This is a genomic window from Kitasatospora sp. NPDC004531 (assembly GCF_053602195.1).
Window position 1 is genome coordinate 18530 of record NZ_JBSGDD010000017.1, and the last position, 25070, is coordinate 43599.

Annotated in this window: 27 protein-coding genes; 10 read left to right on the forward strand and 17 right to left on the reverse strand. The window is 73.5% G+C overall.

Annotated elements, in window-relative coordinates; translation table 11 throughout:
• Nucleotides 1-2: 2 nt before the first annotated feature.
• A complete protein-coding gene (locus ACWEMJ_RS10365) occupies nt 3-1241 on the reverse strand; it encodes a substrate-binding domain-containing protein (protein ID WP_452136573.1) in 1239 nt (412 codons plus the stop codon).
• Between the two features lie 261 nt (nt 1242-1502).
• Here ACWEMJ_RS10365 and ACWEMJ_RS10370 point away from each other — a divergent pair, with 261 nt between their 5' ends.
• Both ACWEMJ_RS10370 and ACWEMJ_RS10375 read left to right on the forward strand, forming a co-directional pair.
• The gene (locus ACWEMJ_RS10370) at nt 1503-2270 is read left to right on the forward strand and encodes a CoA transferase subunit A (RefSeq protein WP_452136574.1); all 768 of its coding nucleotides are present in this window, start codon (nt 1503-1505) and stop codon (nt 2268-2270) included.
• Complete coding sequence (locus ACWEMJ_RS10375; protein WP_452136575.1) at nt 2267-2908, forward strand: 3-oxoacid CoA-transferase subunit B; 642 nt, start codon at nt 2267-2269, stop codon at nt 2906-2908. The genes ACWEMJ_RS10370 and ACWEMJ_RS10375 overlap by 4 nt, the downstream gene beginning before the upstream one ends.
• A 59-nt stretch (nt 2909-2967) precedes the next feature.
• Here the strand turns inward: ACWEMJ_RS10375 and ACWEMJ_RS10380 are convergent, their stop codons facing one another.
• Entirely contained in the window at nt 2968-3675 is a 708-nt protein-coding gene (locus ACWEMJ_RS10380) for a uracil-DNA glycosylase (RefSeq protein ID WP_452136576.1), read from the reverse strand.
• Nucleotides 3676-3754: 79 nt separating this feature from the next.
• A complete protein-coding gene (locus ACWEMJ_RS10385; protein ID WP_452136577.1) occupies nt 3755-4879 on the reverse strand; it encodes a low temperature requirement protein A in 1125 nt (374 codons plus the stop codon).
• Between the two features lie 183 nt (nt 4880-5062).
• Between ACWEMJ_RS10385 and ACWEMJ_RS10390 the strand changes: the two genes are divergently transcribed.
• From ACWEMJ_RS10390 to ACWEMJ_RS10405, 4 genes are all read left to right on the forward strand, one after another.
• Nucleotides 5063-5599 (forward strand): hypothetical protein, encoded by a 537-nt coding sequence (locus ACWEMJ_RS10390; RefSeq protein WP_452136578.1) that lies wholly within the window; start codon nt 5063-5065, stop codon nt 5597-5599.
• A gap of 38 nt (nt 5600-5637) precedes the next feature.
• On the forward strand, nt 5638-7245 hold the full coding sequence (locus tag ACWEMJ_RS10395; protein ID WP_452136579.1) for a WXG100 family type VII secretion target: 1608 nt from the start codon (nt 5638-5640) through the stop codon (nt 7243-7245).
• A gap of 89 nt (nt 7246-7334) precedes the next feature.
• On the forward strand, nt 7335-8762 hold the full coding sequence (mycP, locus tag ACWEMJ_RS10400; RefSeq protein ID WP_452136580.1) for a type VII secretion-associated serine protease mycosin: 1428 nt from the start codon (nt 7335-7337) through the stop codon (nt 8760-8762).
• 155 nt (nt 8763-8917) lie between these two features.
• A complete protein-coding gene (locus ACWEMJ_RS10405) occupies nt 8918-9697 on the forward strand; it encodes an HAD-IIA family hydrolase (protein WP_452136581.1) in 780 nt (259 codons plus the stop codon).
• A gap of 26 nt (nt 9698-9723) precedes the next feature.
• Here ACWEMJ_RS10405 and ACWEMJ_RS10410 read toward each other — a convergent pair whose 3' ends face one another.
• The 4 genes from ACWEMJ_RS10410 to ACWEMJ_RS10425 are packed head-to-tail and all read right to left on the reverse strand — an operon-like array spanning nt 9724 to nt 12555.
• Nucleotides 9724-10938, reverse strand: a complete 1215-nt coding sequence (locus ACWEMJ_RS10410; protein WP_452136582.1) for an NAD(P)/FAD-dependent oxidoreductase — start codon at nt 10936-10938, stop codon at nt 9724-9726.
• Nucleotides 10935-11132 carry a ferredoxin gene (locus tag ACWEMJ_RS10415; RefSeq protein WP_452136583.1) on the reverse strand — a complete coding sequence of 66 codons (198 nt, stop codon included), beginning with the start codon at nt 11130-11132 and terminating at the stop codon, nt 10935-10937. The genes ACWEMJ_RS10410 and ACWEMJ_RS10415 overlap by 4 nt, the downstream gene beginning before the upstream one ends.
• Before the next feature lie 10 nt (nt 11133-11142).
• Nucleotides 11143-12066 (reverse strand): pyridoxamine 5'-phosphate oxidase family protein, encoded by a 924-nt coding sequence (locus tag ACWEMJ_RS10420; protein WP_452136584.1) that lies wholly within the window; start codon nt 12064-12066, stop codon nt 11143-11145.
• A 33-nt stretch (nt 12067-12099) separates the two neighbouring features.
• Complete coding sequence (locus tag ACWEMJ_RS10425; protein ID WP_452136585.1) at nt 12100-12555, reverse strand: VOC family protein; 456 nt, start codon at nt 12553-12555, stop codon at nt 12100-12102.
• 161 nt (nt 12556-12716) lie between these two features.
• On the opposite strand from ACWEMJ_RS10425, the gene ACWEMJ_RS10430 reads away from it, so the two are divergent.
• From ACWEMJ_RS10430 to ACWEMJ_RS10440, 3 genes are all read left to right on the forward strand, one after another.
• On the forward strand, nt 12717-13289 hold the full coding sequence (locus ACWEMJ_RS10430; protein WP_452136586.1) for a CGNR zinc finger domain-containing protein: 573 nt from the start codon (nt 12717-12719) through the stop codon (nt 13287-13289).
• Nucleotides 13290-13461: 172 nt separating this feature from the next.
• Nucleotides 13462-13722, forward strand: coding sequence for a hypothetical protein (locus tag ACWEMJ_RS10435; RefSeq protein ID WP_452136587.1), 261 nt, complete (start codon nt 13462-13464; stop codon nt 13720-13722).
• A 9-nt stretch (nt 13723-13731) separates the two neighbouring features.
• Nucleotides 13732-14799: a Gfo/Idh/MocA family protein gene (locus ACWEMJ_RS10440; RefSeq protein WP_452136588.1), complete on the forward strand. Its 1068-nt coding sequence runs from the start codon at nt 13732-13734 to the stop codon at nt 14797-14799.
• Nucleotides 14800-14875: 76 nt separating this feature from the next.
• On the opposite strand, the gene ACWEMJ_RS10445 is transcribed toward ACWEMJ_RS10440, so the two are convergent.
• From ACWEMJ_RS10445 to ACWEMJ_RS10490, 10 genes are all read right to left on the reverse strand, one after another.
• On the reverse strand, nt 14876-15916 hold the full coding sequence (locus tag ACWEMJ_RS10445; protein WP_452136589.1) for an adenosine deaminase: 1041 nt from the start codon (nt 15914-15916) through the stop codon (nt 14876-14878).
• A gap of 76 nt (nt 15917-15992) precedes the next feature.
• A complete protein-coding gene (locus ACWEMJ_RS10450) occupies nt 15993-16796 on the reverse strand; it encodes a hypothetical protein (protein WP_452136590.1) in 804 nt (267 codons plus the stop codon).
• A gap of 113 nt (nt 16797-16909) precedes the next feature.
• Entirely contained in the window at nt 16910-18190 is a 1281-nt protein-coding gene (locus ACWEMJ_RS10455; RefSeq protein ID WP_452136640.1) for a DUF445 domain-containing protein, read from the reverse strand.
• 64 nt (nt 18191-18254) lie between these two features.
• Nucleotides 18255-19553, reverse strand: coding sequence for a nucleotide sugar dehydrogenase (locus ACWEMJ_RS10460; protein ID WP_452136641.1), 1299 nt, complete (start codon nt 19551-19553; stop codon nt 18255-18257).
• A 41-nt stretch (nt 19554-19594) separates the two neighbouring features.
• On the reverse strand, nt 19595-20797 hold the full coding sequence (locus ACWEMJ_RS10465) for a glycosyltransferase family 2 protein (protein WP_452136591.1): 1203 nt from the start codon (nt 20795-20797) through the stop codon (nt 19595-19597).
• A gap of 61 nt (nt 20798-20858) precedes the next feature.
• Nucleotides 20859-21827 carry an ABC transporter ATP-binding protein gene (locus ACWEMJ_RS10470; protein WP_452136592.1) on the reverse strand — a complete coding sequence of 323 codons (969 nt, stop codon included), beginning with the start codon at nt 21825-21827 and terminating at the stop codon, nt 20859-20861.
• A gap of 16 nt (nt 21828-21843) precedes the next feature.
• A complete protein-coding gene (locus ACWEMJ_RS10475; RefSeq protein ID WP_452136593.1) occupies nt 21844-22677 on the reverse strand; it encodes an ABC transporter permease in 834 nt (277 codons plus the stop codon).
• Complete coding sequence (locus ACWEMJ_RS10480; protein ID WP_452136642.1) at nt 22670-23470, reverse strand: ABC transporter permease; 801 nt, start codon at nt 23468-23470, stop codon at nt 22670-22672. The genes ACWEMJ_RS10475 and ACWEMJ_RS10480 overlap by 8 nt, the downstream gene beginning before the upstream one ends.
• 164 nt (nt 23471-23634) lie before the next feature.
• A complete protein-coding gene (locus ACWEMJ_RS10485) occupies nt 23635-23937 on the reverse strand; it encodes a GroES family chaperonin (protein WP_400899763.1) in 303 nt (100 codons plus the stop codon).
• A gap of 139 nt (nt 23938-24076) precedes the next feature.
• Nucleotides 24077-24418, reverse strand: a complete 342-nt coding sequence (locus ACWEMJ_RS10490; protein ID WP_452136594.1) for a DUF3618 domain-containing protein — start codon at nt 24416-24418, stop codon at nt 24077-24079.
• A gap of 153 nt (nt 24419-24571) precedes the next feature.
• Here ACWEMJ_RS10490 and bcp point away from each other — a divergent pair, with 153 nt between their 5' ends.
• Nucleotides 24572-25045: a thioredoxin-dependent thiol peroxidase gene (bcp, locus tag ACWEMJ_RS10495; RefSeq protein ID WP_452136595.1), complete on the forward strand. Its 474-nt coding sequence runs from the start codon at nt 24572-24574 to the stop codon at nt 25043-25045.
• The last annotated feature ends 25 nt before the right edge of the window (nt 25046-25070 follow it).

Sequence of the window (25070 nt, forward strand, 5' to 3'; positions counted from 1 at the left end):
GGTCAGCCCGCCATCTTGGCGACCGGCGGGGCGACCTGCTCGGCGGACAGCACCTTCTCGGCGGTGGGCTTGGCGTCGGCGCCGGTGCCGGACAGCTTCACCTGGAACATCGGCTGGAGCAGCGCGTGGTCCTCGGCGCGGACGGTGAGCCTGCCCTTGACGCCGTCGAAGCTCCAGCCCTCCAGGGACTTCACCAGCGCGTCGGTGTCCGCGTCGGAGCCCTTGTTGGCCTCCAGCGCGTGCACCACCAGCTGCGCGGCGGTGAAGCCGTCCGGGGTGAACAGGTCGGACTTGGAGCCGTTCTTGGTGACGAACTCGTTCATCGCCAGCTCGGCCTCGGTGCCGCCGGCCGCGCCGGAGAAGTAGTGGTTCAGGAAGTCGATCTTCTCGGCGGCGGGGCCGAACAGCGGGTACGAGGCGGCCACGTCGAGACCGGTGACGACCTTGGTCGCGGAGAACACGTCCTGCTGGTTGAGCGAGGTCCACAGCGCGGAGGCGGTGTCGCCGGCCCAGGCCACGAACAGCAGGTCCGGCTTGGCGGCCTTGGCCTGGGTGGCGAACGGCGTCAGGTCGGTGGCGGACGGCGGGGCCAGCACGGCGTCCACGGTCGCCCCCTCGGCGCCGAGGACGTCCTTGACGGCGGCCACGTTGGCCTGGCCGAAGGCGTTGTCCTGGGCGAGGACGGTGACCTTCTTGCCCTTGGCGTCGCCGATGAAGGATGCGGCAGCCCTGGTGTCCTGGTAGGACTGGCGGCCGGAGCGGAAGGTGTACTTGTTCAGGCCGGTGACCTTGTCGGCGGCGGCCGGGCCGCTGATGAACAGCACCTTGTTCTGCGCGGCGATCGGGCCGACCTGGAGGGCCACGCCGGAGGCGGTGGAGCCGGCCAGGATCTTGTAGCCCTTGCCGATCAGGTCCTTGGCGGCGGAGACGGCCTTCGCCGGGTCGCCCGCGTCGTCCTGCTCGGCGATCTCCACCGGGCGGCCGTCCACCGTGCCGGTGCCCTTGGTGGCGTACGCCAGGCCCGCCTTGAAGCCCTCCAGGTACTGCTTGCCGTAGGCCGCCAGCGGACCGGTCTTGGAGTACACCAGGCCGACCTTGACCGGGGTCTTGTCGCCCTTGCCCGCCTCGGCCGAGGTGCCCGCCGTACCGGCCTTGGCGCAAGCGGACGCGAGCAGCACGCAGGCGGCCAGCGCGGCGAGCCTGCGGACGGGTCGTCTGGGGGTGGCGTCCGTGACTGACATGGGGCGGGCTCCTGACGTGCCTGGTCTGGTGGGATGCCGGAACCGTAGGGGGGCCGCCGGGAAGACGACATGTGACGGGAGCACGCATCAGCGGCCCGGACTGTGTGGCCCGGCGACATGTCCGGGCGTCGGCCGCCCGGAGGTGTGCGCCGGGCACATGGATCGCCCCTGCTCCATAGCGTCGTCCGCCATGGAAAGCGCCGGGGCCTGCGGCGAGTGTGGTGCCGCAGTCAGCCCTCCCCCTTCGAGAAGGTGGCCCCCTTGGACAAGGTCCTGGACTCCCCCGCCCGCGCGGTCGGGGACATTCACGACGGCGCGGTGCTCGCCGTCGGCGGCTTCGGCCTGTGCGGCATCCCGTCCACCCTGATCGGCGCGCTGGTGGACGCCGGCACCACCGGACTGCGCGTGGTGTCCAACAACTGCGGGGTCGACGACTGGGGCCTGGGCCTGCTGCTGCGGGCCGGCCGGATCGCCCGGATGACCTCCTCGTACGTCGGCGAGAACAAGGAGTTCGCCCGCCAGTACCTGAACGGCGAACTGGAGGTCGAGCTGACCCCGCAGGGCACCCTCGCCGAGCGCCTGCGGGCCGGCGGCGCCGGCATCCCCGCCTTCTACACCCCCGCCGGCACCGGCACCCAGGTCGAGGAGGGCGGCCTGCCCTGGCGGTACGCGCCCGGCGGCGGCTCGGTCGCGGTGGCCTCCCCGCCGAAGGAGGTCCGCGAGTTCGGCGGCCGCCGCTACCTGCTGGAGGAGGCCATCGTCGCGGACTTCGCCCTGGTCCGCGCCGAGATCGCCGACCGGCACGGCAACTGCGTCTTCCACGCCGCCGCCCGCAACTTCAACCCGCTGTGCGCGACCGCCGGCCGCCGCACGATCGTCGAGGCCGACCGGATCGTCGAACCCGGCGAGATCCCGCCGGACGCGGTCCACCTGCCCGGCGTCCACGTCGACCGGGTGGTCGCCGCCGACCCCGCCGACCGCCGCATCGAGCGCCGCACCGTCAGCACCGCCACCAAGGAGTCCCGATGACCACGCAGCTCGACCCGCGCGAGCGGCTCGCCGCCCGGGCCGCCCGCGAACTGCGCGACGGCCAGTACGTCAACCTCGGCATCGGCCTGCCCACCCTGATCCCCAACCACCTGCCGGCCGGCGTCCACGTCGTCCTGCACTCCGAGAACGGCATCCTCGGCGTCGGCCCCTACCCGCGGGACGCCGACGTCCACCCCGACCTGATCAACGCCGGCAAGGAGACCGTCACCGTCAACCCCGGTGCGGCGTACTTCGATTCGGCGTTCAGCTTCGGCATGGTGCGCTCCGGGCGGATCGACGTCTCGGTGCTCGGCGCGATGCAGGTCTCGGCCTCCGGCGACCTCGCCAACTGGATGATCCCCGGCAAGATGGTCAAGGGCATGGGCGGGGCGATGGACCTGGTGCACGGGGCCCGCCGGCTGATCGTGGTGATGGAGCACACCGCGAAGGACGGCACGCCGAAGATCGTCAATGAGCTCACCCTCCCCGCGACCGGCCGGGGCGTCGTCCACCGCATCGTCACCGACCTCGCCGTCCTCGACGTCACCCCGGACGGTCTCCGCCTGGTCGAACTGGCGGACGGCGTGAGCCTGGAGCAGCTGCGGGCGGCGACGGAGCCGGACGTGCTCGTCCCCTGAGCCCGGAACGCCGCGGGGGCGGTGGGCACCCCCCGTGCCCACCGCCCCCGCGCCGCCCGCTACTTCACGTTCGGGATGCTCCAGTCGATCGCCTTCTGGCCGAAGCCCTCCAGCGCGGCGTTGATCTGCGAGAACGGCTTCGTGCCGAGGAAGGTCTTCTGCGACAGCGGCGACGGGTGCCCGCTCTGCACGACCACGTGCTTCTCGGTGTCGATCAGCGCGAGCTTCTTCTTCGCGTAGCCGCCCCACAGCACGAATACGCACGGCTCCTCGCGGGCGGAGACCGCCTTGATCACCGCGTCGGTGAACTTCTCCCAGCCCTTGTTCTTGTGCGAGTTGGCCTCGTGCGCGCGCACGGTGAGCACCGCGTTGAGCAGCAGCACGCCCTGCTCGGCCCACGGCATCAGGTAGCCGTTGTCGGGCACCGGCAGGCCGAGGTCGGTGTGCAGCTCCTTGTAGATGTTGCGCAGCGACGGCGGGGTCTTCACGCCCGGCAGCACCGAGAAGCTCATGCCGTGGGCCTGCCCGTTGTCGTGGTACGGGTCCTGGCCGAGCAGCAGCACCTTGACGTCCTGGTACGCCGTGGCACTGAGCGCCGAGAACTCCTGCCCGGCGGGCGGGAACACCTCGTGCTCGGCCCGCTCGGCCGCCAGGAACTCCGACAGCTGCGCGAAGTACGGCTTGCCGGTCTCCTCGGCGAGCACCGCGCGCCAGGACTCCGGCAGCTCCAGCGCGCCGCCCACGGACGCCTCGGCCAGCTCCGTCACGTTGAACCTCCCACCGGCCGCGCCGCACGGCGACCGCTCGATCGTCTCCGGGCCCGTGGCGGACCCGCTGCGAAGAACGCTACACAGTCGCGCCGACAGCCCGGGCCTCCCGCCGGACCCGCAGCTCCTCCCAGCCGCTCACGCCGACCAGCACGGCCGCCAGCAGCCCGAGCACGGCCAGCGCGGGCAGCCGGTGCAGCGGGGTGAGCAGCAGCAGCGCGAGCAGCGCGGCGACCAGCAGGCCGGCCGACAGCCGGGTCGGCGAGAGTCGGCGGAACATCATCCAGCGGGTGTAGTTGAAGGCCAGCAGGTACAGCGCGCTGCCGCCGTACAGCAGCCCGAGCGCCCCGCCGCCGAGTGCCGCCCCGGGCCGGGCGACCGTCTCGCCGAAGCCCACCGCGACGGTGATCACCCCGGCGATCAGCGCCAGGTGCCCGTACGAGAACACCCGTCGCAGCACGTCGCGGCGCGAGGTCGCGGTCTCCAGGACGTGCCGCATCGCGTCGGCGGCGTACCCGAAGTACTGCCACCACAGCGCGCAGGAGATCACGAACGCCACTGCCACCGACAGCAGTTGTCCCGGGTGCAGCGGGGCGCCGGCCACCGGGGCGCCGATACCGACGATGGACTCGCCGAGCGCCACCAGCAGGAAGAGGCCGAAACGTTCCGGCAGATGGCCCGGGTGGTAGTCGACCGCCGCGAGCCGTCGGCGGAACACCAGCGGCGCCGACAGGTCCGCCGTCGCGCCCGCCGCCCACAGCAACTCCCGTGCCGGGGACGGCAGCAGGCCGCCGACCACGAGCAGCGGCCCGCTGACGAACGCGGCCACCCCGTACGGGCCGAGCCAGATCCGCCGCACCCGGCGGGCCAGCAGCCCGATCAGCACCAGCCGGGCCGCCCAGTACGCGCCGCCGAACAGCACGCCCCGGTCGCCGAACGCCCCCGGCAGGGCGAGCGCCATGAACAGCCCCGCCAGGCCCACCGCGAAGATCCCGATCCGGTCGCGCGGGTTGTCCACGTCCCGGATGTTGGCCTGCACGGTGGTGCCCACCCAGCACCAGTACACCGGCACGAACGCCACCAGGGCCCGTCCGCAGCCCGCCCAGTCGTGGTGGTGGTGCAGCAGCGCCGACACCTGCGTCACCGCGAACACGAACACCAGGTCGAAGTAGAGCTCCGCCCAGGTGACGCGCTTCTCCCCCATCCCAACTCCCCCGCACCGCACCCGTTTTGACGCCCCAGCCCGGGGGCGACCGGCACAGGGTACCCGGACCGTGACCCGGTGCCCCCTGACGGTCCGTCCGTTCGTACCGCTATCTTGAACGCGGCCAGTGCCACGGGCGGGCCACCACGGGGGTGGGTCCGCCAAGGGGGAGGGGGATCGGTGATGAGCGACGTCTCCGGCAACGGATGGTCGGGGTTGATCTACAACGCGGTGTCGGCGGCGACGGCCGTGCAGACGCAGTCCATGGTCGCCGCTTCGCAGGCCCAGGCCCTGATCAGCCAGGTCGGCGGCGGGGCGGTGCAGGTCGAGGTCGAGAACCTGCAGACCTTCAAGAACAAGGTCGACCAGATCCTGCGCGAGCTCGACGGCTCGCCCGCCAGCCACGGGCAGCTCTCCCAGCAGCAGTTGGCCTCCGGACAGCTCGGCCAGAACTTCGGCCAGGCCGGCGACCTGATGACCGCGTACAACAACGTGCACAGCAACCTGGAGCAGCTCTCGCAGCACCTCGCCGCCCAGATCGCGGCGATGAGTTCCAGCATCGGCCGCGCCGCCGGCACCTACAGCACCGCGGACGCCGAGCAGGAAGCCCGGTTCAGCGCGATGGCGAACACCGGCTCGCCGGCCCCGGCCGCCGACCCGAGGGCCGCGTACTCGGCCCCGCAGGCACCGGCCACCGGCACCCGGCAAGGCGCATACTGACGAGGTCTCCGGCAACGGGGAAACGGGGGAGATGACAGATGACCGAGAGGCGTTTTGTGCGGGCGGTCCGCCACGAGGGCGGGATCGACGGCGCCAGCCACCAGGAACTGCTCACCATGGTCCAGCACACGGACCCGATCGCCGTCATGCAGGTGAGCCAGCGACTGCTGGAAGCCGCCAACAAGATGGACGAGATCAGCAACGAGCTGCACGCGCACATGAGCGGCCTCGACTGGCAGGGCGACGCGGCCGAGAGCTTCAAGACCTGGGGCAGCAAGGTCTCCTCGTCCACCATGGAGCTCGCCTCGTACTCGCGGAACGCCGGCACGTACATGGCCTCCGCCGGTGAGACCCTCGCCGCCGTGAAGTCCGGCATGCCGCCGGTGCCGCACCAGGACATGGAGACCGTCAGCCGCTACGACGGGCAGCCCAACGGCGCCGTCAGCACCGGCGGGGCGATCATCGGCAGCGTGATCCCGGGCGTCGGCGGGGCGATCGGCAGCTGGGGCGCGAACAAGATCGCCGACATGGTCGACTCCGACTGGGTCACCAAGGAGGAGGCGCAGGCGGCGCAGCGGCGGGTCGAGCAGGCGCACAACGAGGCCGTACAGCAGATGACCCGGCTGACGCAGGCGTACGAGCAGTCGACGACGCGGCTCAACTCGGTGCCGCCGCCGGTGTTTCCGCCGTTGCCGGAAGGCACCGGTGGGCGTACGGACCTGGTGGACGTCCCGATCGGCGGGGACGGTGGTGGCGCCGGTCGTGGCCCCGGTGGCGGTACCACGATGCCGCAACCGCCCCGGGTGGCTCCGCCGGCGCCGCCGAGGCAACCGCTGCCGACGCCCGCGCCGAGCCCGGCGCCGAATCCGCCGCACCCGGGGCAGACGCCCGGACCGCCGCACAACCCGGTTCCGATGCCCGCCCCGGGGCCGACGCCTCCGATGCCTCCCGGTCCGGTCAAGGACCCGGGTACGGGACTCGACAGCACGCCCACCGCGCCGACGCTTCCGAACCCGAGGACTCCGCTCCCCGGCGGCGGCGGGATCGGCTCGGGCGACTACGGCGGCAGCGGCACCGGGACCGGCCCTGTGCACGGTGGTGGCTACCCGGGTGGTGGCGTCCCGATCGGTGGCGGCTATCCGGGCGGTGGCACGACCGGCGGTGGCCGGGTCGGTGGCGGCACACCGGGCACCGGTGGCGTGCCGGGTACCGGTGGTGCCCCCGGTGCGGGCGGTCGGACCGGCGGGGCCGCTGCGGCGTCCGCAGGCACCGGCCAGGCCGGACGCGCCGGTACCCCGGGCATGGGCGGCATGCCGCACGGCGGTGGCGGCATGGGTGGCGGCGGCGGTGCCGCGGGCGGTGCCGGTGGTGCGCGCGGCGGCGGCCTGGTCAGCCGGGCCGGCGGCACCGTGGGTGGACAGCGCGGGCCTGCCTCGGGCCGCGAGTTCACGCCGGGCGGCACCGGGCTTCGCGGCCGGGCCGAGCGCGGCGCGGACGGCCGGGCGGGGCAGGGCGGGTTCGGCGGCGGCATCGGCGGTGCGAACCGCAAGGGCAAGCCGCAGGGCAAGCGCCCCGACTACCTGACCGAGGACGAGAACACCTGGACGTCCGGCATGGGCCCGGTCAACCCGAATGTGATCGAGTAAGGACCGCATCGCTGCCCGGCCGCAGGGGAGTTCCGCCCTTGCGGCCGGGCAGCACCGTGCGGACATGACGGCGTGTGAAGGAGCAGGGGATGCGGCGAACGGGCGGGGCGGGACGGGGGCAGCGGTTCGCCGCAGCGGCGGCGGTCGCCGGCGTCCTGTGGGGGTGGACGGCGGGACCCGCGCTCGCGGCGGACTCGATCCGCGAACAGCAGTGGCACCTGGACGCGATGCACGCCGACGAGATGTGGCGGACCAGCACCGGGTCCGGCATCACCGTGGCCGTGATCGACTCCGGAGTGAAGGGCGACGCACCCGACCTGGCCGGGCAGTTGGTGGCCGGTACGAACCTGAGCACGCAGTCCGGCAGTGAGCTCTCTCCCAGCGACGGCCACGGGACGGAGATGTCCAGCCTGATCGCCGGCACCGGCAAGGGCCTGGGCGGCAAGGGCGCGTACGGCCTCGCACCCGGAGCGAAGATCCTCCCGATCAAGATCGACATGACGACCGGCGGAGCCCACGACAGCGCATTCGTCGACGAGATCGCCCGAGGCATCACGTACGCCGTCGATCACCACGCGAAGATCGTCAACATGTCGCTCGGCGTCGCCGAGATCTCGCTGCAGCCCACCGACATCGCCAAGCTCAAGGCTGCTGTTGATCACGCGACTTCCCGGGGAGTCCTGCTGTTCGCCGCGACCGGCAACTCCGGCAACACCGACAACCACGTGGAGTACCCCGCCGCGATGAGCGGCGTGATCGGCGTGGGCGCGACCGACCAGGACGGGAAGGTCGCGGCAGTGTCGGAGTACGGCCCGCAGGTGACCCTCGCCGCGCCGGGCGTGGACATCTACGGCGCGTGCACCGGCCCGTCCGGCTACTGCAAGGGCACCGGTACCTCCGGTGCCACCGCCCTGACCTCCGCCTCCGCCGCGCTGATCTGGTCCAAGCACCCCGACTGGACCGCCAACCAGGTCCTCCGCGTCCTGATCAACACCGCCAGCAACCCCAAGGAACGCAGCGACTACCTCGGCTACGGCATCGTCCGCCCGCGCGTCGCCCTCACCGACCCCGGTGACCCGGGCGCGCCCGACGTGAGCCCGCTGCCCACGGCCGCGAAGTCCTCGCCCGAGCCGCAGAAGTCCACCGGCGCGGCGAAGCCCAGCGGTTCGGCGAGCGCGCCGGCCGGTGCCACGCCGGACCAGGACGGGGCGGCGTCGCAGCCGTCGGCGAGCGCCGACACGTCCTCGAAGTCGAACACCGTGCCGCTGCTGATCGGCGCCGGGGCAGCCGTCGTGGTGCTGGTGATCGTGGTGGTGGTGATCGCCCAGCGCAACCGCCGCCCGGCCGCCGCCCCCGTGCCGCCGCAGGCGCCGTTCCCCGGTCAGCAGCCGCCGCCGTACGGCCAGGCGCCCCAACCCCCGTACGGGCAGCAGCCGTACGGCCAGCAACCGCCCTACGGTCAGCAGCCCCCGTACGGCCAGCAGCCGCCCGGCGGTGGCAACCCGTACGCGGGCTGAGGCCGCAGGGCCCGGCCGCCCCGATGGGCGGCCGGTGGGGCGCACTAGGCTGAGCGGCGTTGGGGCAGCCAGTGGCGCCCGGCCGGCCAGCGGTGTCCGGTCGGAGCGATGCACATTGATCGTTCGACCGTCGCAAGACCGAGGAGAGACCCACCGTGGCAGACCGCAAGCCCATCGAGACCTGGCTGACCGACATGGACGGAGTCCTCATCCACGAGGGCGTGCCGATCCCGGGGGCCGACGCCTTCATCAAGCGGCTGCGGGAGTCCGGCAAGCCGTTCCTGGTGCTCACCAACAACTCGATCTACACCCAGCGCGACCTGCACGCGCGGCTGTCCCGGATGGGTCTGGACGTCCCGGCCGAGCACATCTGGACGTCGGCGCTGGCGACCGCGAAGTTCCTGTCGGACCAGCGTCCGAACGGCACCGCGTACGTGATCGGCGAGGCGGGTCTGACCACGGCGCTGCACGACGTCGGCTACGTGCTGACCGACACCGACCCGGACTTCGTGGTGCTGGGCGAGACCCGCACCTACTCGTTCGAGGCGATGACGAAGGCGGTCCGGCTGATCGACGCGGGCGCCCGGTTCATCGCGACCAACCCGGACGAGACCGGCCCGTCGGCGGAGGGCGCGCTGCCGGCGACCGGTGCGGTCGCGGCGCTGATCACCAAGGCGACGGGGGTGGAGCCGTACTTCGTCGGCAAGCCGAACCCGCTGATGATGCGGGCCGGTCTGAACGCGATCGGCGCGCACTCGGAGAACAGCGCGATGATCGGCGACCGGATGGACACCGACATCGTGTCCGGCATGGAGGCCGGCATGTCGACCTTCCTGGTGCTGACCGGCCTCACCCAGGCCTCCGAGGTGGACCGCTTCCCGTACCGCCCGACCCGGGTGGTGGACTCCATCGCGGACCTGGTCGAGCTGATCTGACCGAGTGGGCCGCCCCGCCCGGGAGTTCAGGCGGGGCGGCCGACCGGGGCCGACCGCTCCGCCAGGGCGGCGCGGTACCCGGCGAGCCGGCCCGTCCGTCCGATGGTGAGCGCACCCACCGGACGGCCCGCCCGGTGGTAGGAGATCTCCAACTTGCGTCCCGCCAGGTCGTGTTCGACCACGCGGGCCTCGTCGGCGACGGACGGCAGGCCCACCGAGCGGATCCGGGCGCCGTGCAGGTCCGACCAGAAGGACGGCACCGCCGCGAACGGCCGCACCGGCCCGGCGAGCAGGGTGGCGGCGGCGGCCTCGCCCTGGTCGGCGGCGTTGGTCCAGTGGCCGAGCGCCATCGGTTCGCCGTCGGCCAGCGGCTGCGGCACCCGCGCGACGTCGCCGGCCGCGACCACGTCCGGCAGCACCGTGCCGTCGGCGCGCAGCGCCCGCAGGTACGGGTCGCAGTGGACGCCGCCGCGGTGGGCGAGGCCGGAGCCGGCCAGCCAGTCCGTCGCGGGCAGGCCGCCGAGCGCCAGCACCGCCAGGTCGGCGCGGACGGTGCTGCCGTCGGAGAGGCGGACGCCGGTGAGCCGGCCGTCGGCGCCGGCGGCGAAGCCGAGGACGGTAGTGCCGGTGCGCAGATCGATGCCCGCCGCGCGGTGCAGGGCGGCGAGGAAGCCGCCGGCGACCGCGCCGACGGCGCGCCGCAGGGGCTGGGCGGCGGCTTCGACCAGGGTGACGTCGAGCCCGCGCTCCCGGGCCGCGGCGGCCGTCTCGCCGCCGAGGAAGCCCGCGCCGACGACGACCAGCCGCCGTCCGGGCCGCAGTTCGGCGCGCAGCGCGAGCGCGTCGTCCAGGGTGCGCAGGGTGGTCACCCCGGCGGGCGGCGGGGGCCGGTCGGCGGGCCAGGCGCGGGCGGTGGAGCCGGTGGCGAGGATCAGCCCGTCGTACCGGAGCCGGGCGCCGTCGGCGAGGGTGACGGTGCGGGCGGCGGCGTCCAGCCGGACGGCGGCCCGCCCGAGCCGCCAGTCGGCGTCCAGGCCGTCCGGCAGCGGGAGTTCGACGTCGGGCGGCGCGTCGGGGGCGGTCAGCACCCGCTTCGACAGCGGCGGCCGGTCGTAGGGCCGGCGCGCCTCGTCGCCGACGATGGTCAGGGGGCCGGTGAAGCCCCGTTCGCGCAGCGTGCGGGCGGCCCGCAGGCCGGCCAACGAGGCTCCCACGACCAGCAGTCGGCGTTCGGTGCTCACGGCGCGTCCGGGGTGAGCAGGATGGCGCGGACGGGGCAGGCGGCCGCGGCCTGCTCGGCCTTGTCGCGCAGGGTGTCGGGCACGGTGGCCCGGTACTGGAGGTAGTCGTCCTCGTCGAAGGAGAAGATCTCCGGCGCGGCGAAGACGCACTGCCCGTGGCTTTCGCAGAGGTTCATGTCGACGGTGATCCGCATGGGGTGCTCCTCAGGGCCGGTCGGTGGTCGGGGGGTTGAAGCGCGAGTAGGCGGGGCTGCTCCAGCGCAGCGGCGAGGCCGCGGTGATCTCCCGGACGGCTTCGACGGAGAACTCGACCAGGCGCTGCGCCCCGGGCACCCGGGCGATCTCCTCGGCGTCCCACACGGTGCGCGCGGTGCCGGACAGGTGGAGCGTCGCGCCGGTGGCCCAGTCCGGCACCAGCAGGCCCGCCGAGGCGTTGACCAGCAGGTTTCCCAGGGTCAGGAACATCGCGTTGCCGACGTAGTCGGGCCAGCGCAGCAGCGTCGGCGAGAGCACCTGGACGAAGCCGGGGTTGCCGCCGCGGTGGGAGGCGTCGGCGTCGCCGCGGTCGGAGGCGGTGGCGACGAAGAAGGTGTCCGCGGCGCGGACGGCCCGCTGCTGGGCCGGGGTGAGCGCGGTGCCGTCGGTGGCGGTGCGGACCCCGGCCTCGCCCGGGCCGACCCGGTGGTAGTCGCGTTTCTGGAGGTACTTGGGGCAGTTGGCGATGACCTGGTCGAGTTCGACGCGCAGGCCGTCGCCGTCCCGGCGGGCCCGGCCGTTGATCCGCATCCGGCGCCGGCTGGCGGGTTCGATGGCGATCATCCCGACCTGGGCGGGCGGGCCGCCGCCGGCCAGCACGTCGGCCAGCGGGTCCTCGGGCAGCGGCAGCGCGTCGATCAGGACGGTGCGGGGGTCGGGCACCCGGAGGAAGCCGGGGTCGCCGGTCAGCTGGGTGGCCCAGATCCGGCCGGCGGCGTCGGCGCCGCCGACCACGATCATCGGCTGCTCGGCGAGGAAGTCCCGCGCGACCGGCGGCACGGTGTCGCCGATCGCGCCGCGCGAGTGGCCCGCCTCCCGGCCGAGGCCGGCGCGCTCCTGCACCGCGATCTCACCGCTGTGGTACGTGGCCATGACGTGTCCTCTCCGAGCATTCGGGTCCCAGGCCTAGAAGAAGCCGCAGGTGGGGGCGCCGGGGGTGGGGGCGTCGGCCGGGTCGGCGCCGGTGGGGGCGTAGATCTCCAGCCGGATGCCGTCGGGGTCGGTGAAGAAGATGCCGCCGGAGGTGCCGCTCTCGCCGTGCGGGACGACGCCGTCGTGCGCGAACCCGGCGCCCAGGCCGCGCAGCACCTCCTCGGCGGCCCGGACCTCCTCGACCGTCTCCACCTGGAACGACAGGTGGTGCAGGCCCGGCCGGTCGGTGGCGAAGGCGCCCTCGCTCTGCTGCCACAGCGTCACGAGCAGTTGGCCGTCGCGGCCGAGGAACGCCCAGCGGCGGCCGTCCTCCTTGCCCTCGGCGAGGACGTCGAAGTCGAAGACCGCGCGGTAGAAGGCGGTCGAGCGGTCCAGGTCGGTGACGTTCAGCCCGACGTGGCCGGTCTTCAGGGTCTTGGCCTTGGCCATGGGGGATCACATGCCTTCGCTCGTCGGCCGCGAGCCCGTCCCGCAACCGTTGAAACTGACTTTAGGGGTTAGATCCGAAGGCCGTCAACCACTCACAGGCACTTGACCGGTTATGGTGGTGGGGTGAACCTGCCGTGACCACGAAGGAAGGACCCCGCACCGTGGAGCCGACCCCGGGCACCGACCCCCGTCCGCTGACCGACGAACCCCTCGGCATCGACCTGCTCAACACCCGCTGGATCGACGCCGCCGGCCGCCACGACCTGCTGGACTCCCTCGACGGCCTGGCGACCTGGCTGCACAGCCCGCTGGTGGCCGAGGCCCTCGCCGGCGCACCCGTCCGGGCCGACCGGGACACCCTCGACCGGCTGCTCCGGGCGCGCGCCGCCCTCGACGGGATGGTCGCCGACCCCCAGCAGCCGGGGCCGGCCGCCGTCGACGCCCTCAACTCCGTTCTGGCGCACGGCCGGACGGGCCACCTGCTGCGCCCCACCGGGCCGGACAGCTACGTCGAGGTGGACGAGCACTCCTGGCTGCCCGCCTGGCACGCCGCCGTCAGCTACCTGCGGCTGCTCGGCGACCGCCCCGAGCGGGTGCGGGCGTGCGGGAACCCGGAGTGCGTCCTGCACTTCTACGACGTGTCCAAGAACGGCACCCGGCGCTGGTGCTCGATGGCCGGCTGCGGAAACCGCGCGAAGGCGCAGCGCCACTACGCCCGCCACAGGAACGCCTGACCGGACGGACGACGGCGCGTGACCGCCCGACCCCGCCCCGTCGCACCGGGCGGGGGCCGCCTCAAGGCCGCCTTAAGCCGCGCCTAACCGACCTGACGAGCCGTCAACTTCCTTGCGGCAAAGGACTAGCGTCCCGGACGACACCCGCCGCACGACGCAAGGAGCCCGGCCCGTGGCCGCCGTCCGCCGCACCGCCGTCCTGCTGTCCGCCGCCGCCCTGCTCGCCGGCGCCACCGCCGAGCCCGGCGCCGTCGCCGCCGTCGCGCGCGGGGGCACCGCGCACGGCGTGCTGCTGTCGCTCGGCTCGGCGCTGCTGCTCGCCGGCGCGGCCGCCGCCAGCGCGCGCCGCCACTGCGCCGGGCCCGCCGGACCGTCCCGACCTGCGCGGACGGACCGGGTGGCGTCCGTCGCCCGCGGGGACGGGGATGGTTGAGTGGGGGTCATGAGCACGCCCCCTGCCCCCTTCCGCGTCGGCCTGATCGGCTACGGCCTGGCCGGCTCGGCCTTCCACGCCCCGCTGATCGCCACCACCCCCGGACTGCGCCTGGACGCGGTGGTCACCGCCAACCCCGAACGCCGCGCCCAGTTGAACCGCGAGCACCCCGGCGCCCGCGCCCTGGACACCCCCGACCAGCTCTTCGAGGACGCCGACCGCTACGACCTGGTGGTCATCGCCTCCCCCAACCGCACCCACGTGCCGCTCGCCCGCACCGCCCTGCTGGCCGGTCTGGCCACCGTGGTCGACAAGCCGCTCGCCGCGACCAGCGCCGAGGCCCGCGACCTGTGCGAGTTCGCCGAGAAGTCCGGCCTGCTGCTGTCGGTCTTCCAGAACCGCCGCTGGGACGGCGACTTCCTCACCGTGCGCCGCCTGATCGAGGACGGCCGCCTCGGCCGGGTGCACCGCTTCGAGTCCCGCTTCGAGCGCTTCCGCCCCAAGCCCAAGCCCGGCTGGCGCGAGCTCGCCGACCCGGCCGAGGTCGGCGGCACCCTCTATGACCTGGGCAGCCACCTCGTCGACCAGGCCCTCGCGCTGTTCGGGCCGGTCGAGACGGTGTACGCGGAGGTCGACGTCCGCCGGGACGGCGCGGTGGTCGACGACGACGCCTTCCTCGCCCTCACCCACACCGGCGGCGTCCGCTCCCAGCTGTGGACCAGCGCCCTCGCCCCGCTCGCCGGCCCGCGCCTGCGGGTGCTCGGCGACAGCGCCGGCTACGTCAAGTTCGGCATGGACCCGCAGGAGGCCGCCCTCCGCGCCGGCCGCCGCCCCGGGCCGGACAGCCACTGGGGTGACGACGACCCCGCCGCGTACGGCCTGCTCGGCGCCGACGGCGACGCCGAGTCCTTCCCCACCGCCCCCGGCGACTACCCCGCCTTCTACGCGGGCATCGCCGCCTCCCTCGCCGACCGCACCCCGCCCCCCGTCGACCCGTGGGACGCCGTCGCCACCCTCACCGTGCTGGAGGCCGCCCGCGCCTCCGCCGCCACCGCGAACGTCGTCCGCCTCCCCTGATCCCCGCGGCCCAGGACGCGCGACGGCGGGACGCCCGACTCCTCCGGGCGTCCCGCCGTCGCGCGTTCGCGGCCGGTCAGGCGGTGGGCCAGGCCGCCAGGTAGCCGTCGATCTCGCCGGTCAGGCGGCGCTTGCCGGCCGGGTCCAGGAAGGAGGCCTCCACCGCGTTGCGGGCGAGTGCGGCGATTCCGGCGGTGTCCAGGCCGAGCAGCTTCGCGGCGACGGCGTACTCGGTGTTCAGGTCGGTGCCGAACATCGGCGGGTCGTCGCTGTTGACGGTGACCAGCAGGCCGGCGTCGACCATCTGCCGGATCGGGTGGTCCTCGATCCGCTCGACGACGCGGGTGGCCAGGTTGGAGGTCGGGCAGACCTCCAGCGGGATGCGGTGCTCGCCGAGGTGGTCGACCAGCGCCGGGTCCTTGACCGACTGGGTGCCGTGGCCGATGCGTTCCGCGCCGAGCACCCGGATCGCGTCCCAGACCGTCTCCGGCCCGGTGGACTCGCCGGCGTGCGGCACGCTGTGCAGGCCGGCCGCCCGGGCCCGGTCGAAGTACGGCTTGAACTGCGGGCGCGGCACACCGATCTCGGGCCCGCCCAGGCCGAACGAGACCAGCCCGGCGGGCGCCAGGTCGAGCGCGAGCCGGGCGGTCTCCTCGGCGGAGGCCAGGCCGGCCTCGCCGGGGATGTCGAAGCACCAGCGCAGCACGACGCCGAGCTCCCGCTCGGCGGCCAGCCGGGCGTCCTCGATCGCCTCCATGAAGGCGACGTCGGGGATGCCCCGGCTGACCGAGGAGTACGGGGTGACGGTGAGCTCGGCGTAGCGGATGTTCTGCCGGGCCATGTCCTCGGCGACGCCGTAGGTGAGCGAGCGCACGTCCTCGGCGTCGCGGATCAGGTCGACGACGCTCAGGTACACCTCGATGAAGTGCGCGAAGTCGGTGAACGTGAAGTACTCGGCGAGCGCCTGCGGGTCCGCCGGGACCTTGGTGCGGCCGGCGTGCCGGGCGGCGAGCTCGGCGACGACGCGCGGCGAGGCCGAGCCGACGTGGTGCACGTGCAGCTCCGCCTTCGGCATTCCGGCGATGAACGCCTCGATCCCCTGGACACCCTCGGCCACGGCACGCTCCCGTCTACTCACCCGGACCCGGACAGACCTCGCATGCTAACCCGCCGCGACGCGCGGCGGGACGGGGTCACCACTTGGCGGTGAGCTTCTTCAGCGCCTCGCGGGCCTGCCCCCGGCCTTCGAAGACCTGGCGCTCGGGGTCGACGTCGACGAACACCGACACCATGGTCGAGCCCTTGCGGGCGACGACGTAGGAGAACGGGCGCGGATCGGTCTTGCCGCCGTCGGTGGTGACGTACACGGCGAGGCCCTCCTCGGAGTACACCTCGTCGGCACCGGTCACCTTCGGCGACTCGATGTCGTGCACGCTCTGGAAGTCGTCGTTGTTGTCGGTGTCGGTGTAGTTCTCGCAGCGCTTGGTGTTGTCGCGGAGCTCGGCGATGTACTTGGCGGCCGCGTCGGCGGTGGTGAACTGGCTCGCCACGGTGTTCGCCATGGTGCTGTCCTTCTCGTGGTCCTGGCGCACGTACCGGTAGGTGGTGGCGACCAGGCCCTTGACGGCGCTGTCCACGCTCTTGCCCTTGCAGGACTTGTCGAGGACCCAGTCGCCCAGGCCGGTGCCGTCGTCGCCGTTGGAGACGAAGGCGTTGTCCCACTCCTCGGCGGTCAGCGCGATCCGGTCCGTCTTCTTCTGCGCGGCCGCCGCGTCGCCGCCGGCCGCGGTGCTGCTCGGCCGGGTGCTGGGCTTGGCCGGCTCCTTCGCCTTGCCGCTGGCCTTCGCCGAGGCCGGGGCCGAGGCCACCGCGCTCGGCGTGGTCTGGCCGGCGGCCCCCGTGGCCACGTCGTCCTCGTTGCAGGCGGTCAGGACCAGGCCGGCCGCCGCCAGGGCGGCGATGCGCAGTCCGAGCGTGCGTGCGTGAACCGTCTTCACGGTCAACTCCCCCATGGAATACAAGGCCTCGACCCCCCTGGCCGCGCCGATCGGTCGATCACCCTACCGGCAGGCCCGGACACCGGCCCACCGGGGTGCGGGCCGACGGTTCGTCAACCACCCAGCGCCGTACTGACGGTGTGGATGAGCAGGCCGGCCAGCGCGCCGACCACGGTGCCGTTGATCCGGATGAACTGCAGGTCGCGGCCGACGTTGGCCTCGATCTTGCGGGAGGCGTCGTCCGCGTCCCAGCCGGCCACGGTGTCGGAGATCAGCGAGGTGATCTCCTGCCGGTAGGTGGAGACCACGTACTCGGCGGCGTCGAGCAGCCAGCCGTCGGTCTTGGCCTGGAGCTTGGCGTCACCGGCGAGGCGGCTGCCGAGCGAGCGCAGGCCGTCGGTGATGCGGCGGCGCAGTTCGCTGTCCTGGTCCTCGGCGGCGTTCAGCACCAGGGTGCGCACGGCCGACCAGGAGGAGGCGATCAGGTCCTGGACCTCGGAGCGGGCGAGCAGGTCGGACTTGGCGCGTTCGACCCGGGCGATGGTCTCGGGGTCGTGCTGGAGTTCCTTGGCGAAGTCGGCGAGGAAGTTGTCGAGGGCGCCGCGCGCGGGGTGCTCGGGGTCGTCGCGGACGTCGGTGACGAAGCGCAGCAGCTCCTTGTAGACCCGTTCGCCGACCTGGTGGTCGATGAACCGGGGCGTCCAGCCGGGCGTCTTGGCGGTGACCCGGCCGACCACGTCGACGTGGTGCTCGACCAGCCAGTCGCGGGCGCGGACGGCGATCAGGTCGACGACGCCCTTGTGGCCGCCGTCGGTGACGATCCTGCCGAGCAGCCGGCCGGCGGGTTCGGCGACGGAGGTGGCGGCGGCCCGCCGGGTGATCGCCTCGGCGACGACGGCCTGCACGTCCTCGTCGCGCAGCACCGCGAGGACGCCGCGCAGCGCGGCGGCGGCTTCGTGGGTGACGCGTTCGGCGCTGCCGGGCGCGGACAGCCACTCGCCGAGCCGCCGGGCGACGCCGATCTTGCCGAGCCGGGCCCGGACCACCTTCGCGGAGAGGAAGTTGTCGCCGACGAAGTCGCCGAGCGAGCGTCCGAAGGCGTCCTTCTTGGTGGGGATGATCGCGGTGTGCGGGATCGGCAGCCCGAACGGGCGGCGGAACAGCGCGGTGACGGCGAACCAGTCGGCGAGCGCGCCGACCATGCCCGCCTCGGCGGCGGCTGCCACGTAGCCGGCCCAGCTGCCGGCGCCGGCGGCGCCCGCCCAGGTGGCGAGCCCGAAGACGACCGTGGCCAGGCCGAACAGGCCGGTGGCGATGGTCTTCATCCGCCGTACGCCGTGCCGCTTGGCCTCGTCGGCCGCGGTGAAGCTGACTCCGGTTGCCGTCTCGTCCACACTCACCCCGCCAGCCTGGCACACCGACCGCACGCAGCGACCGCCGCCCCGCGAAGTCCCGCCGCTACTGCGGGGCGCTCCCTCCCCCGAGGACGATCCGCCGCACACCCTCCCAGCGGGCCGGGTCGGTGACCCGGCGGCCGTCCAGCAGCACCCGCACGCCGGGGAAGTCGACGGCGCCGAGCTCGCGGTACTCGGGGTGGTCGGCCTGGACGACCAGCGCGGCGGCGGGCTTGCCGTCGTCGGGCGGCAGGCCGAGCGCGGTGAGTTCCTCCGGCGTGTACAGCGGGTCGCTGACGCCGACCCGGGCGCCGGCCGCGCGCAGCGCCGCGACCAGCGGAAACACTCCGGAGACGGCGGTCTCCTTGACGCCGCCCCGGTAGGACGCGCCGAGCACGGTGACGGGGACGCCGTCCAGCGGGCCGAGCGCGCCGGCGAGCAGGCCGACCGCGTACGCGGGGACCTGCTCGTTGGCCTCGCGGGCGGTGCGCACCACGGTCGCGTCCGGGTCGTTCCACAGGTACAGGCGCGGGTAGACCGGGATGCAGTGCCCGCCGACGGCGATGCCGGGGCGGTGCAGGTGGCTGTAGGGCTGCGAGTTGCAGGCGTCGATCACCTCGACCAGGTCGACGCCCACCCGGTCGGCGAACCGGGCGAACTGGTTGACCAGCGCGATGTTGACGTCCCGGTAGGTGGTCTCGGCGAGCTTCGAGAACTCGGCGGCCTCCGCGCCGCTGAGCGGCCACACGCCGTTGCCGCGCGGCAGGTCGGGGCGCGGGTCGAAGTCCAGCACCGCCCGGTAGAACTCGACGCCGCGCCGGGTGGACTCCGCGTCGATGCCGCCGACCAGCTTGGGGTAGCGCCGCAGGTCGGCGAAGACCCGGCCGGTGCGGACCCGTTCGGGGCTGAACACCAGCGCGAAGTCCCGGCCGGCCGTCAGCCCGGAGCCGGCCTCCAGGCGGCGGGCGAACCGGCCGCGCACGGTGCCGACCGGCAGCGTGGTCTCGTAGCTGATCAGCGTGCCGGGCCGCAGTCCGGCGGCGACGGCGTCGGTGGCGGCGTCCAGCAGCGCGAAGTCGGGGTTCCCGTCCGCGTCGGTGAGCAGCGGTACGACGATCACCACGGCGTCGGCCCGGGCGGTGGCGGCGGCGGTGTCGGTGGTGGCGTGCAGGCGGCCGGCGGCGACGGTCTCGGCGAGCAGCTCGTCGAGGCGGGCCTCGCGGGGGAACGGCGGCCGTCCGGCGGTGACGGCGGCGACCACCCCGGGGGCGATGTCGGCGCCGGTGACCCGGTGTCCCTTGGTGGCGAACTGGACGGCCAGCGGCAGGCCGATCTTGCCCAGTCCGACCACGCAGACGTGCAGTTCCGTCACCGCGTCGTCCCTCCTGTCCGCCGGCGGCCGGGTCATCGGGCGGCCCGCCGGGTGGTGTCCCGGCCGTGCCAGGTCTGCCGGGTGCGGCGCAGCGCGCGGCGGACCGGGGCGGGGACCAGCCGCCAGCCGCCGGCGGGGCCGGGGGCGCGGCCGGCGTCGAACAGCGTGTCGGGCAGGCCGAGGCGCCGGTCGCGGTAGAGCGGGTAGCGGGCGTACAGCCGGCCGCCGCGGCGTTCGAGGGGGGCGGGGCCGTGCTGCCGTTCCCAGTCGATCAGTTCGCACAGGGGGGCGAGTTCGCCGCGCCGGGCGAGGGCGAGGCGCAGCCGGGCGGGCACCGGGGCGGCGGCGAACACGGCGGTCGGGCAGTGCCGGTCGATGAGCCGGCCGATCTCGCCGAGGATGCGCCGCTGCATGGCGGGCGGTTCGGCGAGGAACTGCTCCTGGAGCAGCTGCGGGACGTCCCAGCTGAAGTAGCGGGTCCGGACGGCGTCGCGGGCCGGCCCGGGCCGGGTGTTGCGTTCCAGGACGTCCTGGACGGCGTCCATGGCGCGCAGCCGGTCGATCGGTCCGGCCCGGTGGGTGACGTTGGAGCGGTCCTGGCGCAGCACCAGGTGGTAGTAGTCGTAGTCGGCGAGCACGGACACCTTGCGGGCGCCCAGCAGCGCGCCGAGGGTGAACGGCTGGTCGGAGCAGACCGGCAGGTCCTCGCGGCGGCGCAGTCCGTGGCTGAGCACCAGGGAGCGGCGGAACAGCTTGGTGTCGGCGAGCGCCCAGGCGAGCGCGGAGTCGGCGAAGTCGACGTGTTCGGCGGTGCGCTCGAAGATGCCCTGCGGGACGATCCGGCCGTTCTCGCCGACGAGTTTGGGGATCAGCACGTCGGACTGCCAGCGGTCGGCGGCGTCGACCATCCGCTCCAGCGCCTCGCGGCCGAGCCAGTCGTCGGCGCCGAGGTACAGCAGGTAGCGGCCGCGGGCCAGGTCGGTGCCGCGGTTGGTGGGCTTGGCGGGGCCGCCGGACGCGGGCTGCCGCACGGTGCGAAGCAGCCGGGGGTGGGCGGCGGCGAACCGGGCGAGTTCCTCGGTGCTGCCGTCGCTCGACCCGTCGTCGACGGCGACCACCTCCATCCGGTCCGCCCCGATGGTCTGTTCGACCAGCGAGTTCAGGCAGTCGGTGAGGTAGGGCATGGTGTCGTGGACGGCGATCACCACGCTGACGTCGGGTTCGGGCTCGGTCACGAGAGTGCCAACTCCCGTACCGGCCGTTCGGTCACCTCGCCCACCCGATCGGGTGAGCCGGTCAGCGGGCCGGTTCGGCGGCGCCGCGGGTGTAGATCCGGGCGATGACGTCCTCGATGGCGGGTTCGCGCACCGACAGGTCGACCAGCGGGTAGCGTTCGGCGACGGCGGCGACCAGCGGGGCGGCGCTCTGCCGGGCCGGGAACGCCAGCCACTGCCGCGGGCCCTCGACCTTGACGGTGCGGACCCCGGGCAGGTCGATCGGCGGGTGCGGGGCGGCCAGGTCGACCACCAGGGTGCGTTCGCTCTCGCCGGCGGCGTGCAGGTCCTCCAGCGGGCCGTCCAGCACCAGCCGGCCGTGGTCGATCACCATCACCCGGCCGCACAGCTGCTCGATGTCGGTGAGGTCGTGGGTGGTGAGCAGCACGGTGGTGCGCTGTTCGCGGTTGGTTTCGCGGAGGAACTCGCGGACCTTGGTCTTGCTGATCGTGTCGAGTCCGATGGTCGGCTCGTCGAGGTACAGCACGCCGGGGTCGTGCAGCAGGGCGGCGGCGAGGTCGCCGCGCATCCGCTGGCCGAGCGAGAGTTGCCGCACGGGGGTGTCCAACAGGTCGGCCAGGTCGAGGAGTTGGACGCACCGGTCGAGGTTGGCCCGGTAGCGGGCGTCGGGGATGCGGTAGATCCGGCGGGCCAGTTCGTAGCTGTCGCGCAGCGGCAGGTCCCACCACAGGGTGGTGCGCTGGCCGAACACCACGCCGATCCGGCGGGCCAGCGCGGTCCGCCTGGCCGCCGGGTCCACTCCGGCCACCCGCAGCCGTCCGCCGCTGGGCACCAGGATGCCGGTGAGCATCTTCACCGTCGTCGACTTGCCTGCGCCGTTCGGCCCGATGCAGCCGACGCACTCCCCTTCCTCGACCTGGAAGGTGAGCCCATCGACGGCCCGCACCTCGCGCTTCTCCCGCCGCCAACGGCCGTTCCTGGTACGGACGGTGAACGTCCGCCGGACGTCCTCCACCTCGATCACCGCCATGCGGTCCCCTCCTCTGTCAGCTTCCGGTGGAGCGGTAGGCGCGCAGTCCCGTCCGCCAGGCCAGGCCCGCCGCCGGCACGCACAGCACGGCCACCAGCGGCGCAGCGAACTCGAACGCGACGGGCAGCCCGAGCGGGTCGGGCCGGCCCAGGACGTACAGCGCGGGCAGCCAGTTGACGAACGCCAGCGGCACGCCGAAGACAGTGCCCGCGACGATCTCCTTGGCGAACACCGTCGGCGGGTACTGCAGCAGCGTGGCGCCGCCGTAGGTGACGGAGTTCTGCAGTTCGGCGGCGTCGCCCCACCAGAACTGCACGCAGGAGCAGCCGACCAGGACCGCGCAGAAGATCACCACCCCGCACAGCAGCAGGCCGGGCACCATCAGCACCCGGTCCCAGGTCCACCGCAGGTCCAGCGCGGTGAGCGACCAGCCGAGCACCGCCAGCCCTTGCAGCAGTCGGCCCAGCCGGCGCAACGAGAAGCGCTCCGCGGCGAGTTGGGCCAGCGCGGGCGCGGGCCGGATCAGCATGGTGTCCAGCGCCCCGGAGCGCACCCGCTCGCCCAGCCCGCTCACCGAACCGACCAGCAGGTTGGCCCCGCCGAGCGCCACCGAACTCGTCCCGTACAGGAACCCGGTCTCGGCGAGCGTCCAGCCGGCCAGCTGCCGGGTGTGCCGGAACATCAGGATCAGCACCGCGAAGTCCAGGAACGTGATCAGCGTGTTCGCGGCCAGGCCCAGCAGGAACGACGTCCGGTACGTCAGCATCGAGCGGGCCCACATCCCGGCGATCAGCCACCACGACCGCACCGCCCAGCCCGCCCGGGCGGCGAGCGACTCGCGCTCAACCACCCTGCACCACCACCTTGCGCACGGCGAGCGCCTGCGCCACTCGCCCCAAGCCCAACAGGGCCACCGACCAGGCCAGTTGGAACGCGTACAGGGTCACCAGACTGTGCCCGGTGCGCCGTTGCAGCAGCACGTCGGCGGGCAGCTGCACCATCGCCGAGAACGGCAGCACCCGGGCCAACTCCCCGAGCGCGCCCGGGAACAGGGCCAGCGGCAGCAGCATCCCGGAGAAGAACATCGACAGCACCGTCATCGCCGCCCGCACCCCCTCCGAGTCGTGCAGCCAGAACCCCGCCACCGAGACCAGGAACCGCACCCCGAAGCTCACCACCACCGCCAGCAGCACCGCCAGCAGGAACTCCGCCCACACCAACGGGTCCCGGGGAAGCGCCAGTTCGAAGATCAGCGACCCCAGCACGAGCGGCACCGCGCCCCTGGTCAGCAGTTGGAACCCCGCCCGCCCCAGGTCCGTCGCCAGCCACCACCCCTGGAAGTCCACCGGCCGGTACAGGTCGATCGCGATGTCCCCGCTCCGGAACCGCGCCTGCACATCGTCCTGGAACCCGCCGCCCCACACCGCGACCGTCATCAGCAACGCCTGACTGATCCAGACGTACGTCACCGCCTGCCGCGCGTCGTACCCGCCGAGCCCCGGCCGCGCATGCCACAACGCGAGCATCGTCGACGCCAGGACGGCCCCGAACACACTGTTCGTGACCACCCCGGCCACCGTCGCGGCCCGATACGTCGAATACCGCCGAAACGCGCCCCGCGCGACGACGAGGAACACCGTCAGGGGCGCGAGGAACTGCGCGAAGCGGAAGACGCCCCGTCCGCAAGATCGCGACGCACGACAGTGACCTGCACGTAATCGCGACCTTGCGGACGGGCCTTGCGCTTGTCGCGCCGTTCCCCGCGCCCCTGATTTCGTGCCCATCCGCTCGCGCAAGCCTCTCCCCGTTACAGGTACAGCCCGGTCGACCCTTCGAGATCGCCGAAGCGTCCCGCCGCCACCGCGTGCAGGTCGCGCTCCCGGAGCAGGACGTACGTCGCTCCGCGGACCTCCACCTCCAGCTTGTCCTCCGGGTCGTAGAGGACCCGGTCGCCGGGCTCCACGGAGCGGACGCTCTGGCCGACGGCCACGGCTTCGGCCCAGGTGCAGCGGCGGGACAGTTCGGCGGTGGCGGGGATCAGGATGCCGCCGGTGGAGCGGCGTTCGCCCTCGCCGGTCTCGGTCCTGACCAGGACCCGGTCGTGCAGCATCCGAATCGGAAGCTTCTCCCCGAGCCGGTCGTGTCTGCTCTGCGCGTCGTTCTCACTCACGCCCCGACCGTACCGGACAGCACGAACGGCGGGACCCCGGGCGTCCGAACCCGGGGCCCCGCCGTCCGCGGAGCGCGTCTCAGCCCTTGCGCCGCCGCCGCGCGGACGCGACGAGCAGCACCACCCCGACGCCGACCAGCGCGGCCGGAACGATCCGCTCGGCCCTGGGCCGCCCGTCCTCGTCGACGAACTTCGACCTGACCTGTTCCACGGCGCCGCTCGCGGCGACGTACGCCTTGCCGGCCTTCTGCTCGACCGCGGCACGCAGCTTGGCCTTGGTCTGGGCGGCGACGGTGGCCGGGTGGACGCGCATGGCGAGCTCGTCGAGGGTCGCGGCGAGCCGGTCCCTGGCCCCGGCGATGTCCGCCTCGATCTGGGCCGTCGTGCGCGGTGCCGACGTGTCCTTGCTCCTCGCTGCCACTGGGGCCACCCCATCTCTGTTACCGCTAGGTACGTCTCTGCACCGACAGTCTGTCAGCTCGCCGTCCCACTCGCGCAGCGCCACCCACCAACGGAGGTAGGTTGGCTGGCAGCACGACTGCCCCGTCCTGGCCCAGAGGAGAGAAGCACCATCGTGAGCGAGCGCCTGCAGGCGGGCGACACCGCCCCCGCCTTCACCCTGTCCGACGCCGACGGCAACCAGGTGTCGCTGGCCGACCACCTGGGCCGCAAGGTGATCGTCTACTTCTACCCGGCGGCGCTGACCCCGGGCTGCACCAAGCAGGCCTGCGACTTCACGGACAACCTGGAGGTCTTCGCGGGCGCGGGCTACGACGTGATCGGCATCTCGCCGGACAAGCCGGAGAAGCTCGGGAAGTTCCGCGAGAAGGAGGACCTGAAGGTCACGCTGCTGTCGGACCCGGAGCACCAGGTGCTCCAGGCGTACGGCGCGTTCGGCGAGAAGATGAACTACGGCCGCACGTACCAGGGTGTGATCCGTTCCACGGTGATCGTGGACGAGCAGGGCAAGGTCGAGCGGGCGCTGTACAACGTCCGGGCCACCGGCCACGTCGCGAAGCTGCTGAAGGACCTGAAGGTCGGCCAGTAGCCGGTGGAGCAGCGGTGGCGGCCGA

Bases quoted from the DNA above. Each gene is read 5' to 3' on its own strand.
- ACWEMJ_RS10365 (WP_452136573.1), bottom strand. From the start codon at position 1,241: ATGTCAGTCACGGACGCCACCCCCAGACGACCCGTCCGCAGGCTCGCC.
- ACWEMJ_RS10375 (WP_452136575.1), top strand. From the start codon at position 2,267: ATGACCACGCAGCTCGACCCGCGCGAGCGGCTCGCCGCCCGGGCCGCC.
- ACWEMJ_RS10385 (WP_452136577.1), bottom strand. From the start codon at position 4,879: ATGGGGGAGAAGCGCGTCACCTGGGCGGAGCTCTACTTCGACCTGGTG.
- ACWEMJ_RS10390 (WP_452136578.1), top strand. From the start codon at position 5,063: ATGAGCGACGTCTCCGGCAACGGATGGTCGGGGTTGATCTACAACGCG.
- ACWEMJ_RS10395 (WP_452136579.1), top strand. From the start codon at position 5,638: ATGACCGAGAGGCGTTTTGTGCGGGCGGTCCGCCACGAGGGCGGGATC.
- mycP (WP_452136580.1), top strand. From the start codon at position 7,335: ATGCGGCGAACGGGCGGGGCGGGACGGGGGCAGCGGTTCGCCGCAGCG.
- ACWEMJ_RS10415 (WP_452136583.1), bottom strand. From the start codon at position 11,132: ATGCGGATCACCGTCGACATGAACCTCTGCGAAAGCCACGGGCAGTGC.
- ACWEMJ_RS10420 (WP_452136584.1), bottom strand. From the start codon at position 12,066: ATGGCCACGTACCACAGCGGTGAGATCGCGGTGCAGGAGCGCGCCGGC.
- ACWEMJ_RS10425 (WP_452136585.1), bottom strand. From the start codon at position 12,555: ATGGCCAAGGCCAAGACCCTGAAGACCGGCCACGTCGGGCTGAACGTC.
- ACWEMJ_RS10440 (WP_452136588.1), top strand. From the start codon at position 13,732: ATGAGCACGCCCCCTGCCCCCTTCCGCGTCGGCCTGATCGGCTACGGC.
- ACWEMJ_RS10470 (WP_452136592.1), bottom strand. From the start codon at position 21,827: ATGGCGGTGATCGAGGTGGAGGACGTCCGGCGGACGTTCACCGTCCGT.
- ACWEMJ_RS10485 (WP_400899763.1), bottom strand. From the start codon at position 23,937: ATGCTGCACGACCGGGTCCTGGTCAGGACCGAGACCGGCGAGGGCGAA.